Here is a 13,982-nt window from a genome sequence, read left to right on the forward strand (position 1 = left end):
GCCGAACTCCCGTGCACAACGCCCCCCTTGATGCCCCCCTTGATGAGGAGAGACCGTACATGTCGTCGAGTCTTGCGGTACTGGCGGAGCCCCGGCCCGTGGTCAAGGCCCGCGAGCCGGTCGCGGTGGCCGAACGGATCGCCCGCTCCGCGTCCGCCACGACCGGACTACTGACCACCGAAGCGTTCCGCGACTGGTTCGACGGGCGCGGCAGGGCGGGCGCCTTCCACGTCGAGAAGATCCCCTTCGCGCGGCTGCGCGGCTGGTCGTTCGAGCCGGACACCGGGAACCTGGTGCACGCCAGCGGCCGCTTCTTCAGCGTGGAGGGCCTGCACGTCACCGTCGACGAGGGACCGCACAAGGAGTGGTACCAGCCGATCATCAAGCAGCCCGAGGTCGGCATCCTCGGCATCCTGGCCAAGGAGTTCGACGGCGTACTCCACTTCCTGATGCAGGCCAAGATGGAGCCGGGCAACCGCAACCTGCTCCAGCTGTCCCCGACCGTGCAGGCGACTCGCAGCAACTACACCAAGGTCCACAAGGGCACGGACGTCAAGTACATCCAGTACTTCACCGGGCCCGGCCGCGGCCGGGTGCTCGCCGACGTGCTGCAGTCCGAGCACGGCTCGTGGTTCTTCCGCAAGAGCAACCGCAACATGATCGTCGAGGTGGACGGCGACGTCCCGCTCGACGAGGACTTCTGCTGGCTCACCCTCGGACAGCTGGGCGAGCTCCTGCACCAGGACAACCTCGTCAACATGGACTCGCGCACGGTCCTCGCCTGCCTGCCCGCGTTCAGCCCCCGCTCCCCGGCGGCCGAAGGCCCCGCGGCGGACCCCACCGACGACGGCTTCCCGCGCGCCCTGGCCCGCTCCCGCGACCCGCGGTCGGGCGCGCTCCTGACCGACGTGGAGCTGCTCTCCTGGTTCACCGCCGAGCGCTCCCGGTACGACGTCAGGGCCGAGCGGATCCCGCTCGCCGACGTGCCCGACTGGACCCGCGACGAGACCCGCATCGGGAAGGCCGACGGCCGCTGGTTCCGGGTGGTCGCCGTCGAGGTCCGGGCGGGCAACCGCGAGGTGAGCAGCTGGACCCAGCCGCTGATCGAGCCGTGCAGCCGGGGCGTCGCCGCCTTCCTCACCCGCACCTTCGACGGGGTCCTGCACGTCCTGGCCAACGCCAAGGTCGAGGGCGGCTTCCTGGACACGGTGGAACTCGCCCCGACCGTGCAGGCGGCGCCGGACAACTTCGCCGGGCCCGCCGCCCGCCCGCCCTTCCTCGACCTGGTCCTGTCCGCCCCCGCCGACCGCGTCCGCTACGACGTCACCCACTCCGAGGAGGGCGGCCGCTTCCTGCACGCCGAGAACCGCTACCTGGTCGTCGAGGCGGACGAGGAGCAGGCACCCGTCGAGCCCCCGGCGGGCTTCCAGTGGGTGACGGTCGCCCAGCTCACCGCACTGATCAAACACGGCCACTACGTCAACGTGCAGGCCAGGACGCTGCTCGCCTGCCTCAACGCCATGGGACACCGGAAGAATGACTGAACGCCCGCTGCGCGTCGCCGTCCTCGGCACCGCGGACATCGCCCGCCGCCGGGTGCTGCCCGCCATGGCCGCGGACCCCGAGGTCGAGCTGACCGCGGTGGCCAGCAGGAGCGGCGAGCGGGCACGCGATGTGGCCGCCGCGTACGGCTGCGCGGCCGTCGACTCGTACGACGCCGTGCTCGCACGCGACGACGTGGACGCCGTGTACGTACCGCTGCCCGTCTCGCTGCACGCCGAGTGGGCCGAGCGGGCGCTGCGGGCCGGAAAACACGTCCTCGCGGAGAAGCCGCTGACGGCCGACGCCCGCACCACGGCCGCGCTCCTCGGCCTGGCCCGCGCCTCGGGCCTGGTCCTGAGGGAGAACGTGATGTTCGTCCACCACCCGCAGCACGCGGTGGTGCGGGAGCTGGTGGCGGGCGGCGCGATCGGCGAACTGCGCGGCTTCAGCGCGGCCTTCGCCATCCCCGCCCTGCCGCCCGGCAACATCCGCCACCGCCCCGACCTGGGCGGCGGCGCCCTGCTCGACGTCGGCTACTACCCGGTGCGGGCCGCGCTGCACTTCCTCGGCGCGGACGTGGAGGTCCTGGCCGCCGCCCTGGAGCACACGGGCGGCTCGCCGGTGGAGACGGCGGGCGCGGTGCTCGTGCGGTCCCGGGGCGGGGTCCTCGGACAGCTGGCCTTCGGCATGGAGCACGCCTACCGCTCGGCGTACGAGCTGTGGGGCAGCACGGGCCGGATCAGGGTCGAGCCCGCGTTCACCCCGCCCGCCGACCACAAGCCAGCGGTGTGGATCACCGACGCGCGCGGCCCGCGCGAGCTGACCCTCGCGCCGCACGACCAAGTGGCCGCCACCGTGCGGGCGTTCACGCACGCGGTCCGCTCGGGCGCCACCGACCCGGCGGCCGCCGCGGAGTGCCTGGCCCAGGCCACGCTCCTGGACGCGGTACGGGCCCGGGCGGGCGCCGCCGCGCACGGCTTGGGAGGAGTACCGGCATGACCGAGACCACGTCCGGACGCGTGGCCGAGCTGCACGCGCTGCGCGAGCGGGCCCGGCGCGGGCCCAGCGAGAAGGCGACGGAGGCACAGCACGCCAAGGGCAAGCTGACCGCGCGCGAACGCATCGAGCTGCTTCTCGACCCCGACTCGTTCCAGGAGGTCGAGCAGCTGCGGCGGCACCGCGCCACCGGCTTCGGCCTGGAGGCGAAGAAGCCTTACACGGACGGTGTCATCACCGGCTGGGGCACGGTCGAGGGCCGTACGGTCTTCGTGTACGCCCACGACTTCCGGATCTTCGGAGGCGCCCTCGGCGAGGCGCACGCCACCAAGATCCACAAGATCATGGACATGGCCATCGCCGCGGGCGCACCGCTGGTCTCCCTGAACGACGGCGCGGGCGCCCGCATCCAGGAGGGCGTCTCCGCCCTCGCCGGATACGGCGGCATCTTCCAGCGCAACACCAGGGCCTCCGGCGTCATCCCGCAGATCTCCGTGATGCTCGGCCCGTGCGCGGGCGGCGCCGCCTACAGCCCCGCCCTCACCGACTTCGTCTTCATGGTCCGCGACACCTCCCAGATGTTCATCACCGGGCCCGACGTGGTCCGCGCGGTGACCGGTGAGGAGATCTCGCAGAACGGACTCGGCGGCGCCGACGTGCACGCCGAGACCTCCGGCGTCTGCCACTTCGCGTACGACGACGAGGAGACCTGCCTCGCCGAGGTCCGCTACCTGCTCACGCTGCTCCCGCCGAACAACCGCGAGAACCCGCCCGTCACCCCCAGCGACGACCCCGTCGACCGCCGCACCGAAGGCCTGGTCGACCTCGTCCCGGCGGACGGCAGCCGCCCCTACGACATGCGTCAGGTCATCGGGGAGCTCGTCGACGACGGCGACTTCCTGGAGGTCCACGAGCACTGGGCGACGAACGTCATCTGCGCCCTCGCCAGGATCGACGGCCGGGTGACCGGCCTGGTCGCCAACCAGCCCCTGGCCCTCGCCGGTGTCCTCGACATCGGAGCGAGCGAAAAGGCGGCACGCTTCGTCCAGTTCTGCGACGCCTTCAACATCCCCCTCGTCACCCTGGTGGACGTGCCCGGCTTCCTGCCCGGCGTCGACCAGGAGCACGGCGGCATCATCCGCCACGGCGCCAAGCTCCTGTACGCGTACTGCAACGCGACCGTGCCGCGCATCTCCCTGATCCTGCGCAAGGCCTACGGCGGCGCGTACATCGTCATGGACTCCCAGTCCATCGGCGCCGACCTGACGCTCGCCTGGCCCACCAACGAGATCGCCGTCATGGGCGCCGAGGGCGCCGCCAACGTCATCTTCCGCCGCCAGATCGCCACCGCCGAGGACCCCGAGGCCATGCGCGCCCGCATGGTCAAGGAGTACAAGGCCGAGCTCATGCACCCCTACTACGCCGCCGAGCGCGGACTCGTCGACGACGTCATCGACCCCGCCGAAACCCGCTCCGCGCTGGCCTCCGCCCTGGCCATGCTCCACGCCAAACACGCCGACCTGCCGTCCCGCAAACACGGCAACCCGCCCCAGTGACGCCCTCGCCCCCTCAAGGAGCCCCCATGCACGCATCCGACGAGCCGCTGTTCCGCGTGGTGCGCGGCACCCCCTCCGCGGCCGAACTCGCCGCCCTGACCGCGGTCCTCCTCACCCTCACCACCGCCGACGAGTCCCCCGCACCCGCGCCCACCCCCCTCGCCCCCTGGCGCCGCCCCGCCTACCCCAGCCCCACCAGCTGGCAGCAGGCCGCTTAGGACGAGGCCCCGCTCCCTGCCGAACCCGCTCCCCACTGATCGTTTTCAGCGCACCCCTTCCTCTCTGATACGCTGATCCAGCGACGTCACCAGCACTGACGAGCGCCACCCACACCACCGGGAATCACCCCCACGGCGACGGCGGCCTCCAGTGAGCGGAACTCCGTTGGGGGCACGCAAAAATCTGTGCGAGACTGGTTCCCGCACAAACGCTTGGTCCTGTGGAGCAGTTTGGAGTGCTCGCCACCCTGTCAAGGTGGAGGCCGCGGGTTCAAATCCCGTCAGGACCGCTTACAGATCACTTCGGTGAACTGTGTGGCTGGGTAGCTCAGTTGGTACGAGCGATCGCCTGAAAAGCGATAGGTCGCCGGTTCGATCCCGGCCCCAGCCACTGTCACGAAGCCCCCGTCCTCCGGACGGGGGCTTCGTCGTTTCGCCGTGAGCGGGCGAACAGGAGGGTGAGCGGGTCCGGGTTCGGCAGGCGAGCCCGGGAGGCTCGCCCACCAAACCCGGGGGCCGTTACTCCGCTTCCGGTGCCGCTTCCGGCTCCCGGCGGCCCCGCAGCGCCGCCGCGAGCGCCACCACCGCCGCCACCACGACCAGGCCCACCAGAACCGCCCAGTCCGGCACCGCGTCACCAATGCGGCTCGCCCGCTCCTGGACCGCGAACGAGTCGTCCACGTCAAGGAGACCAGGCAGCGCGGCGGCGCCGTCGTACGCCAGGAACAGGGCGCCGAGCAGCACGAAGAACAGGCCGGAGAGCAGCGACGTGGTGTGCAGCTCCAGACGGCCGACGCGCAGGGCGCGGCCCCGCAGCCAGCGCCGCCGCCCCAGGTCGAACCGCTCCCACAGCGCGGCGAGCACGAACAGCGGCACCGCCATCCCCAGCGCGTACACGGCGAGCAGCGCGCCCCCGTACACCGGGCTGCCGCTCACCGCCGCGACGGTCAGGACGCTGCCGAGGATCGGGCCCGCGCAGAACCCGGCGAGGCCGTAGACGGCGCCGAGCGCGTACACCGACACCGCCGTGGTGGGCCGGATGCGCCCCGAAAGCTCAGCCAGACGACGGGAGGCGAACCCGATCCCCACCACCTGCGCGACGCCCAGCGCGATGATCGTCCAGCCCGCCCAGAAGACGAGCTCCTCCCGGTGCCCGAAGAAGAACCGCCCCGCCGTGGACCCGGCGGCCCCGAGCGGCACCAGGGTCGTGGCGAGCCCCGCGTAGAAGATCCCCGTGCGGGCGAGCAGCCGCGACGTGGAGTCGATCGAGTACGCGAAGAACGCCGGGAGCAGCAGCGCGCTGCACGGGCTGACCAGGGCGAGGAGACCGGCGAGGAAGGCGGCGAAGTATCCGACGTCGGCCGTCACTTGCCAGCACCCCCCTTGGCGCCCGCGCCGCCCTTGGCCCGGCCCGCCGCCGCCTTCTCGATCGCCTCCTCGAAGACGGACTGCGGCTGCGCGCCCGCGAGGGGCCGCCCGTTGACCAGGAACGACGGCGTGGACGTGGCGCCGAGCTTGTAGCCCTCGTCCTGGTCCTTCTTCACCGCCGACCTGGCCGCGTCGCTCTCGACGTCCCGCAGGAAGCGGGCGACGTCCTTGACGCCGGCCTCGCGCGCGAGCTCCTTGAGCCGCCCCTCGCCGAAGCCCTTCTCCTTGGCGCCGTCCGCGTACGCGGCCGCGTGGAACTGCCAGAACCGGCCCTGCTCGCCCGCGGCCCAGGCGCCGCGCGCCGCCCGCTCGGAGTCCTCGCCGAAGATCGGGAAGTTGCGCCACTCGATGCGCAGGGTGCCGTTGTCGACGTACTTCTTGACCAGCTCGGGCTCGGTGTCGCGGGCGAACTTCCCGCAGAAGCCGCACTTGAAGTCCGCGAACTCGATCATGACGACGGGGGCGTCGGCCTTGCCCTGGGCCAGCGGGTCCTTGGCGTCGCGCCGCGCGAGGGCCTCCAGCTCGGGGAAGACGCCCGCCTCCGGCGCGGCGGAGTCCGCGCCCTTCCCGGCGGACGCCGAGGACCGGGCGGAGGAGGAGTCCTCCGGCTTGGTGGCCGTGTACGAGGCGAGGCCGAGCGCCCCGGCGGCGACGACCACCGCGGCGACGAGGGCGATGGTCTTCTTCTTGCGTGCGGTGGTGGACATGGTGATGCGCTTCTCCTGTTGCGTGTGTATCGCGTGCGTAGCTGAAGGGGCCCCTGAGACAGGGGCCTCCTACACGCGCAGTACGGAGAGGTCCACCGGTGAGGGCGGCGCGAGCGGCGGCGGGGCGCGCGACGGCAGCACGCCCGGCACGGCGAGGCCGGCGGCCCAGGCGTCACCGAGGCCCCGGACACCGCACGCGGCGTGCGGGAGCTCGAAGGCCTGACCGGGCCGCGGCGGCACCGCGGGCCGCTGCCCCAGGTCAGAGGCGTCGCTCGGGCCGCAGCCCGGCACCCCGCGGCCGTCGGCGTCCTGGGCGAAGACGTGCGCGGCCCGCTCTACCGGCGGCGCGGGCCGCTGCGCGAAGGCGGGCCCGCAGAACGCCCCGAGCACCACGAGCAGCGCCGCCACCAAGGGGCACCACGGCGAACGCGCACGGGACAACATGCCCGGAATGGTACGTGTCACCGGCCGCGCCGGAGTAAATCGGTTGGCCACCCGCGAGCGCCGGGTGAGATCCTGGACCGCGTATGTCTACGCAGCCCGCCCTCACCCTCGACGCCCTCGCCCCCCGCCTGTCGGAGCTGTCGCTGCGCGACCAGCACCGCATCGGCCGGCGGCTCGAAGGTGCGCGCCGGATCCGCAAGCCCGAGGCCCGGGCCACCGTCCTCGCCGAGATCGCGACGGACATCGAGCGGGCCGAGTCCACGATGGCGGGCCGCGCCGACGGCGTGCCCGCGATCACCTACCCCGAACAGCTACCGGTCAGCCAGAAGAAGGACGCCATCCTGGAGGCGATCCGCGACCACCAGGTCGTGATCGTCGCCGGTGAGACGGGCTCCGGCAAGACCACGCAGATCCCCAAGATCTGCCTGGAGCTCGGCCGGGGCGTGCGCGGCCTGATCGGCCACACGCAGCCGCGCCGCATCGCCGCCCGCACGGTCGCCGAGCGCGTCGCCGACGAGCTGAACACCCCGCTCGGCGAGGCCGTCGGCTGGAAGGTCCGCTTCACCGACCAGGTCGGCGACGGCACGTACGTGAAGCTGATGACGGACGGCATCCTGCTGGCCGAGATCCAGACGGACCGCGAGCTGCGCGCGTACGACACGATCATCATCGACGAGGCCCACGAGCGCAGCCTCAACATCGACTTCCTGCTCGGCTATCTGGCCCGGCTCCTGCCCAAGCGCCCGGACCTGAAGGTCGTGATCACCTCCGCGACCATCGACCCGGAGCGGTTCTCGCGCCACTTCGGCGACGCCCCGATCATCGAGGTCAGCGGCCGCACCTATCCGGTGGAGGTGCGCTACCGCCCGCTCCTGGAGGAGGAGGGCGACGACCCGGACCGCGACCAGATCACCGCGATCACGGACGCCGTCGAGGAGCTCCAGGCCGAGGGCAAGGGCGACATCCTCGTCTTCCTCTCCGGCGAACGCGAGATCCGCGACACGGCGGACGCGCTGGAGAAGAAGAAGTACAAGTTCACCGAGGTGCTTCCGCTGTACGCGCGGCTTTCGCACGCCGAGCAGCACCGCGTCTTCCAGCAGCACACCGGCCGAAGAATCGTCCTGGCGACCAACGTCGCCGAGACCTCCCTGACCGTCCCGGGCATCAAGTACGTGATCGACCCGGGCACCGCCCGCATCTCGCGCTACAGCCACCGCACGAAGGTGCAGCGGCTGCCCATCGAGGCGATCAGCCAGGCCAGCGCCAACCAGCGCAAGGGCCGCTGCGGGCGTACGTCGGACGGCATCTGTATCCGGCTGTACTCCGAGGACGACTTCCTCGCCCGCCCCGAGTTCACGGACGCGGAGATCCTCCGTACGAACCTGGCGTCCGTCATCCTCCAGATGACCGCGGCCGGGCTCGGCGACATCGAGAAGTTCCCCTTCATCGACCCGCCGGACCACCGCAACATCCGCGACGGCGTGCAGCTCCTCCAGGAGCTCGGCGCCCTCGACCCGGCGCAGAAGGACCCGCGCAAGCGCCTCACCCCGCAGGGCCGCAAGCTCGCCCAGCTGCCCGTGGACCCGCGCCTGGCCCGCATGGTCCTGGAGGCCGACCGGAACGGCTGCGTCCGCGAGGTCATGGTGATCGCCGCCGCCCTGTCCATCCAGGACCCGCGCGAGCGCCCCGCCGACAAGCAGACGCAGGCCGACCAGCAGCACGCCCGGTTCAAGGACGAGACGTCGGACTTCCTGGCGTATCTGAACCTGTGGCGGTACGTGCGCGAACAGCAGAAGGAGCTCGGCTCCTCCGCGTTCCGCCGCATGTGCAAGCGGGAGTACCTGAACTTCCTGCGCATCCGCGAGTGGCAGGACATCTACTCCCAACTGCGCACGGTCGCCAAGCAGATGGGCATCCACCTCAACGACAGCGACGCCGCCGAGAAGCAGGTGCACATCTCGCTGCTCGCCGGGCTGCTGAGCCACGTCGGCATGAAGGACGTGAAGGACGGCGCCAAGAACGAGTACCTGGGGGCGCGGAGCGCCAAGTTCGCGATCTTCCCGGGCTCGGCCCTTTTCAAGAAGCCGCCGCGCTTCGTGATGTCCGCCGAGCTGGTCGAAACGTCACGCCTGTGGGCGCGGGTGAACGCGCGCGTCGAGCCGGAGTGGGTCGAGCCGCTCGCCCAGCACCTGCTCAAGCGCACGTACAGCGAACCGCACTGGGAGAAGGACCAGGCGGCCGTGATGGCGTACGAGAAGGTGACGCTGTACGGCGTCCCGCTCGTCACCGACCGCAAGGTGAACTACGGCCGCATCGACCCCGAGGTCTCCCGCGACCTGTTCATCCGCAACGCGCTCGTCGAGGGCGACTGGCGCACGCACCACAAGTTCTTCGCCGCCAACCGCAAGCTGCTCACCGAGGTCGAGGAGCTGGAGCACCGGGCGCGCCGCCGGGACATCCTCGTCGACGACGAGACGCTCTTCGACTTCTACGACCAGCGCGTGCCCGAGGACGTCGTGTCGGGCGCGCACTTCGACTCCTGGTGGAAGAAGAAGCAGCGCGAGGAGCCCGAGCTCCTCGACTTCGAGCGGTCGATGCTGATCAACGAGAAGGCGGGGGACGTCTCCAAGGACGACTACCCCGACTCCTGGCGTCAGGGGCAGCTCACGTTCCGGGTGACGTACCAGTTCGAACCGGGCGCGGACGCGGACGGCGTGACCGTCCACGTCCCGCTACAGGTCCTGAACCAGGTCACCGACGAGGGCTTCGACTGGCAGATCCCGGGCCTGCGCGAGGAGGTCGTGGTCGAGCTGATCCGCTCCCTGCCCAAGCCCATCCGCCGGAACTACGTCCCGGCGCCCAACTTCGCGAAGGCGTTCCTGGAGCGCGCGGTGCCACTCCAGGAGCCGCTGCACGTCACGCTCGCGCGCGAGCTGCAGCGGATGGTCGGGGTGCCCGTCTCACCGGACGACTTCGACCTGACGCGCGTGCCCGAACACCTGAAGATCACCTTCCGGATCACCGACGAGCGGCGCCGCAAGCTCGCCGAGGACAAGGACCTGGAGGTCCTGAAGCTCCAGCTCAAGCCGAAGGCCCGCAAGGCCCTGTCCCAGGCCGCGGCCGCCACGGCGGAGCGCACGGGCGGCGCCGCGCTGGAGAAGTCGGGCCTCACGGACTGGAGCATCGACGCGCTCAGCCGCGTCTTCGAGACCCGCAGGGCGGGCCAGCCGGTGAAGGCCTACCCGGCCCTCGTCGACGACGGCGACACGGTCTCCGTGCGCCTCTTCGACACCGAGGCGGAGCAGGCCGAGGCCATGTGGAAGGGCACGCGCCGCCTGATCCTGCGCAACATCCCGGTGAATCCGGCCAAGTTCGCCCAGGACAAGCTGTCCAACCAGCAGAAGCTCGCCCTGTCCGCGAATCCGCACGGCTCCATGCCCGCCCTGTTCGCCGACTGCGCCACGGCCGCCGCGGACAAGCTGATCGCGGACTTCGGCGGCCCGGTGTGGGACGAGGAGTCCTACCGCAAGCTCTACGAGAAGGTGCGCGCCGAGATCGTCGACGCGACGGTCCGCACGGTCGCCCAGGTGCAGCAGGTCCTCGCCGCCTGGCAGGCCTGTGAGCGGCGCCTGAAGTCCACGCGGAGCCCCGCGCTGCTCGCCAACCTCCAGGACGTGCGGGAGCAGCTGGACGCCCTCATCAAGCCCGGCTTCGTCACCGCGACGGGCATCCGCAGACTGCCGGACCTGATGCGCTACATGGTCGCCGCGGACCGCCGCCTGCAGCAGATGCCCGCGAACGCCCAGCGGGACACCACGCGCATGGAGAAGGTCCGCGAGATGCGCGACGAGTACGCCTGGCTCCTGGAGCAGCTGCCGCGAGGGCGCCCGGTCCCGCAGGAGGTCCTGGACATCCGCTGGATGATCGAGGAGCTGCGGGTCAGCTACTTCGCCCACGCCCTCGGCACGGCCTACCCCGTCTCGGACAAGCGCATCGTGAAGGCGATCGACGCGGCGGTGCCGTAACCGGGCGGGCAGCACCGTAATCGAGCGGGCACTCAGAGTGAGTTCGACCGCTGGCCTGCACTCCTGTACAGTCCTTCTCGCAGCGCAACGCAGTACAAGCGCCGCGAAACCTGGTCCTGTGGAGCAGTTTGGAGTGCTCGCCACCCTGTCAAGGTGGAGGCCGCGGGTTCAAATCCCGTCAGGACCGCAGTGCAGAGCGGGGCCGCATCCCTCACGGATGCGGCCCCGCTTTCGTGTTGCTGGCCGACGGTCCTTCGACCGAGGGCCGACGGCCCGTTCCCCGCCCTCCTTCTTGACGCCGTCACATTCCGCCGGTACCTCAGACAGAGGGCACAGGGACCAGGGACCAGGAGGCGGGCACGCCTCCGGGGCCCCCAGGAGGTGACGCGTGACGCCAGTCCCCGCATCCGCACGGCACGAGACCCGCGCCCTGCTGCGCGCACACCTCTCGGCGGCGTCGGGCTACCGGCACCTGACCCGGCACTGCCCCATCTGCCACCGGCTGCTGCGGCTCGCCATGGAGCCCGCCACCGACGAGGCCCACGAGGCCGCCGAGGCGCCCGAGCGGGTCCCCGAGCAACGGGAGGACGAAAGTCCCCCCAAGGCATGACCAAAGGCGAAGCGCACGGTACTCCCACGGTGGGAAGCTGAGCACGGGACCGGCGCGTTCGCGCGGGCGGCTTCTCCCGGTCGGCGCACTACGCCCCATTAGCGCACGGACACTGAGGGCAACAAGCCACGGAACGTGTGACGGTAGTCACCGGACGGGTTTCCAAAACCGGTGAACTTACACCCGTCCTACAACAGGTCAATCTAATATGTGCAATTGCACCACCTGGCGAACACCCGCCGACAGGCCTCCTCAGACTTCAACACAGCGGCTCACAGGCCCGCCCAACTGCGCGCACCGGGCACCCCACGAGCCGCCACCGGGCGCCCCCGGGCCCTCGCCACACCCCCGGCGGCTCCCGGCGCACAAAAAAAATCGCGCTGGACCCGGCGGAGTCCAGCGCGATCGACGACGCACCCAAGTGCCTCGGGCAAGGGCCCCGTTGGGGCGGGACCCGCGTCGTATGGAGCTATATGTCGGACGGTACGGCCAGGTTGGGGGACCCGGCAGCAGTGGTGCTCTTCGTCCGATGTGTACTGCTTGCTGCGTAAACGCCCTGCGTCAGGCCTCGCTGCGCTGCTGCGGGATGCCCGCGAGCAGAGCACGGACCTCCGCCTCGCGGTAACGGCGGTGCCCGCCGAGCGTGCGAATCGACGTGAGCTTGCCAGCCTTGGCCCAGCGCGTGACCGTCTTGGGGTCGACGCGGAACATCGTGGCGACCTCAGCCGGGGTCAGCAGCGGCTCGGCATCAGGGGTGCGAGCGGTCATGAGCGGCCTCCTCGGGAGAACCGAACCTTCTCGGTTCATTCCTCTAAATTCTGCACCTTGACCCGCGTTGCCCGAAATGGCGGACGCGAGTCGAGTCGGTTATAGGACGAACGGCTTGTCCTCGGCACTACAACTACACCATCCGTCCAGCCGCGTCGGCCAAACCGATGGAATTGCCCTCCCAGGTGTCCATCAGCGACGGAAGCCGATGGACCATGCCATAGCGGACAGTCACGCCACAGTGACGATCAGTCACAGAGCGATCAGGAGTCAACAGACCCCCCATAGCGCGCAATGCCAAGCATTCCGCCCTTAGTTGGACGGAAGGAGTCTTGTCCGGACTCCTTGTCCTATTTTGGCATGAGGAAGGCCGATCGGCGCAAGGGTCAGTTAAGTGCGGTCCATCACGCTTGAGGCAAAGGCCCGGATCGGGACCTACGTCCCGTCGGCGGGACAAGGAAAGCCCAGGATGCACTACATAACGGCGGGAATCCGCCGCCCTCGTGTTACGGATGCGTCAAGTTACGCGCGGGTCAAGTCCACGACGTCAGTTCGAGAACTGCCGCTCGCGCACCGCGCGCCAGCGCTCCACCAGCCGCGCGTAGGCCTCACCCGCGCCCACCCCGTCGCCGTCCCGCAGCGCCTCGATGCCCGCGGCCACGTCCGCCGCCGAGTGGTCCCCGGCCAGCATCTCCTCCGGCAGCGCGTGCACCAGGCCGCCGTAGTCCAGCTCGACCAGCGAGCGGGGGTGGAACTCCTCCAGCCACCGCCCCACGTCCACCAGGCCGTCGATCAGCGGCCCCTCGTCCATGGCGCCGCGCAGCGCCTTCAGGCCCCGCGCCACCCGGCGCCGCGCCTGCACCATCGGCGTGCGGTACCGCAGCGTCGGCACCCCGCAGCCGGACCCGGAAGGCTCCTCGCGCTCGCCCTCGCCCCCGGTCCCCGCGTCCCCAGCGCCCTCGTCCCCGTAGCCGCCGCCCCCGGCGCCCGTGTCGTAGAACCGCTCCTCGTCCGTGACGAGGACGAACCAGTTCAGCGGGACGTGCCAGGTGGCCGTCCTGATCCAGGGGCGCGCGTCGGGGTTGCGCGCCAGCCACGCCTCGTAGTCCGCGGCGGCCTGGCGGCGCACCACCGGCGGCAGGACCGCGTCCAGGACCGGCGGGGGCAGCTGCCCGGACAGCTCGCCGAGGGCCTGCCAGCCGCGCAGGCGGGTGCGCCAGGGGCAGACGCACACCACCCCGTCGGCCTCCACGACGAACGCCTCACGGCTCTCGTGCACCGGCACGGGGACGGGCGGCGTGGGCGCCAAATCCGCCAGGGAGGCCCTCAGTTCGTCCTGGCAGGAGGGGCGCTCGCCCCGGCGCGCATAGCGCGCCCAGAAGCCGCGCTCGGGCTCGGGGAAGGCCGCGAGAGGCTCGTACACGCGCAGGTACGACGCGTACGGGACGACGACCGAGGACACCTTGGGCACGGCTCCCCCCTCCCCCGCCCACCCACGGGAAAACACGGGAAATCGCGCCATGGCCGAACCGTGCCGAACTCCGTCGCGCAGGCGTTGCCAGGTCCGCTCTAGTGGACCCCCCCGAACAGGGGACAGAGTGATGTCGACCGCCGTGCGGCGGAGGGGTCCCATGAGGCTCTACTCTCATGCGACAACGGGACCCGCCACCCGCACGGGTACCCGCACA

General features: G+C 71.0%; 11 protein-coding genes and 3 tRNA genes. 9 read left to right on the top strand and 5 right to left on the bottom strand.

Annotation, left to right across the window (positions count from 1 at the left end; all coding sequences use genetic code 11):
* The first annotated feature begins 59 nt into the window (after positions 1-59).
* From AC07A4_RS26120 to AC07A4_RS26145, 6 genes are all read left to right on the top strand, one after another.
* Positions 60-1,544, top strand: coding sequence for an NDP-hexose 2,3-dehydratase family protein (locus AC07A4_RS26120; RefSeq protein ID WP_478602808.1), 1,485 nt, complete (start codon positions 60-62; stop codon positions 1,542-1,544).
* Positions 1,537-2,541, top strand: a complete 1,005-nt coding sequence (locus AC07A4_RS26125) for a Gfo/Idh/MocA family protein (protein WP_478602810.1) — start codon at positions 1,537-1,539, stop codon at positions 2,539-2,541. Before AC07A4_RS26120 ends, AC07A4_RS26125 begins: the two co-directional genes overlap by 8 nt.
* Entirely contained in the window at positions 2,538-4,094 is a 1,557-nt protein-coding gene (locus tag AC07A4_RS26130) for an acyl-CoA carboxylase subunit beta (RefSeq protein WP_478602811.1), read from the top strand. Before AC07A4_RS26125 ends, AC07A4_RS26130 begins: the two co-directional genes overlap by 4 nt.
* A gap of 26 nt (positions 4,095-4,120) precedes the next feature.
* Positions 4,121-4,312 carry an acyl-CoA carboxylase epsilon subunit gene (locus tag AC07A4_RS26135; protein WP_478602813.1) on the top strand — a complete coding sequence of 64 codons (192 nt, stop codon included), beginning with the start codon at positions 4,121-4,123 and terminating at the stop codon, positions 4,310-4,312.
* Between the two features lie 215 nt (positions 4,313-4,527).
* A tRNA-Asp gene (locus tag AC07A4_RS26140) sits at positions 4,528-4,602 on the top strand.
* A gap of 27 nt (positions 4,603-4,629) precedes the next feature.
* Positions 4,630-4,703, top strand: a tRNA-Phe gene (locus AC07A4_RS26145).
* Positions 4,704-4,831: 128 nt separating this feature from the next.
* Here the strand turns inward: AC07A4_RS26145 and AC07A4_RS26150 are convergent.
* The 3 genes from AC07A4_RS26150 to AC07A4_RS26160 all read right to left on the bottom strand — a co-directional run bounded on the left by AC07A4_RS26150 (position 4,832) and on the right by AC07A4_RS26160 (position 6,891).
* On the bottom strand, positions 4,832-5,680 hold the full coding sequence (locus AC07A4_RS26150) for a cytochrome c biogenesis CcdA family protein (protein ID WP_478602815.1): 849 nt from the start codon (positions 5,678-5,680) through the stop codon (positions 4,832-4,834).
* Positions 5,677-6,447, bottom strand: coding sequence for a DsbA family protein (locus tag AC07A4_RS26155; RefSeq protein WP_478602817.1), 771 nt, complete (start codon positions 6,445-6,447; stop codon positions 5,677-5,679). The genes AC07A4_RS26150 and AC07A4_RS26155 overlap by 4 nt, the downstream gene beginning before the upstream one ends.
* A 69-nt stretch (positions 6,448-6,516) precedes the next feature.
* A complete protein-coding gene (locus AC07A4_RS26160; protein ID WP_478602819.1) occupies positions 6,517-6,891 on the bottom strand; it encodes a hypothetical protein in 375 nt (124 codons plus the stop codon).
* An 83-nt stretch (positions 6,892-6,974) separates the two neighbouring features.
* On the opposite strand from AC07A4_RS26160, the gene hrpA reads away from it, so the two are divergent.
* The 3 genes from hrpA to AC07A4_RS26175 all read left to right on the top strand — a co-directional run bounded on the left by hrpA (position 6,975) and on the right by AC07A4_RS26175 (position 11,526).
* On the top strand, positions 6,975-10,916 hold the full coding sequence (gene hrpA, locus AC07A4_RS26165; protein ID WP_478602821.1) for an ATP-dependent RNA helicase HrpA: 3,942 nt from the start codon (positions 6,975-6,977) through the stop codon (positions 10,914-10,916).
* 112 nt (positions 10,917-11,028) lie between these two features.
* A tRNA-Asp gene (locus tag AC07A4_RS26170) sits at positions 11,029-11,103 on the top strand.
* A 201-nt stretch (positions 11,104-11,304) separates the two neighbouring features.
* Complete coding sequence (locus AC07A4_RS26175; protein WP_478602823.1) at positions 11,305-11,526, top strand: DUF6274 family protein; 222 nt, start codon at positions 11,305-11,307, stop codon at positions 11,524-11,526.
* 561 nt (positions 11,527-12,087) lie between these two features.
* On the opposite strand, the gene bldC is transcribed toward AC07A4_RS26175, so the two are convergent.
* Together bldC and AC07A4_RS26185 are read right to left on the bottom strand one after the other, a co-directional pair.
* Entirely contained in the window at positions 12,088-12,294 is a 207-nt protein-coding gene (gene bldC / locus AC07A4_RS26180; RefSeq protein WP_003949541.1) for a developmental transcriptional regulator BldC, read from the bottom strand.
* Positions 12,295-12,841: 547 nt separating this feature from the next.
* Positions 12,842-13,765, bottom strand: a complete 924-nt coding sequence (locus AC07A4_RS26185; protein WP_478602825.1) for a DUF8083 family protein — start codon at positions 13,763-13,765, stop codon at positions 12,842-12,844.
* Positions 13,766-13,982: the final 217 nt, after the last annotated feature.

It is taken from the genome of Streptomyces sp. NPDC043996, from assembly GCF_056435225.1.

What these genes read in the sequence shown, in the direction of transcription:
- AC07A4_RS26160 (WP_478602819.1), bottom strand. Translation starts at nt 6,891, where the DNA reads ATGTTGTCCCGTGCGCGTTCGCCGTGGTGCCCCTTGGTGGCGGCGCTG.
- hrpA (WP_478602821.1), top strand. Translation starts at nt 6,975, where the DNA reads ATGTCTACGCAGCCCGCCCTCACCCTCGACGCCCTCGCCCCCCGCCTG.
- AC07A4_RS26120 (WP_478602808.1), top strand. Translation starts at nt 60, where the DNA reads ATGTCGTCGAGTCTTGCGGTACTGGCGGAGCCCCGGCCCGTGGTCAAG.
- bldC (WP_003949541.1), bottom strand. Translation starts at nt 12,294, where the DNA reads ATGACCGCTCGCACCCCTGATGCCGAGCCGCTGCTGACCCCGGCTGAG.
- AC07A4_RS26125 (WP_478602810.1), top strand. Translation starts at nt 1,537, where the DNA reads ATGACTGAACGCCCGCTGCGCGTCGCCGTCCTCGGCACCGCGGACATC.
- AC07A4_RS26130 (WP_478602811.1), top strand. Translation starts at nt 2,538, where the DNA reads ATGACCGAGACCACGTCCGGACGCGTGGCCGAGCTGCACGCGCTGCGC.
- AC07A4_RS26135 (WP_478602813.1), top strand. Translation starts at nt 4,121, where the DNA reads ATGCACGCATCCGACGAGCCGCTGTTCCGCGTGGTGCGCGGCACCCCC.
- AC07A4_RS26155 (WP_478602817.1), bottom strand. Translation starts at nt 6,447, where the DNA reads ATGTCCACCACCGCACGCAAGAAGAAGACCATCGCCCTCGTCGCCGCG.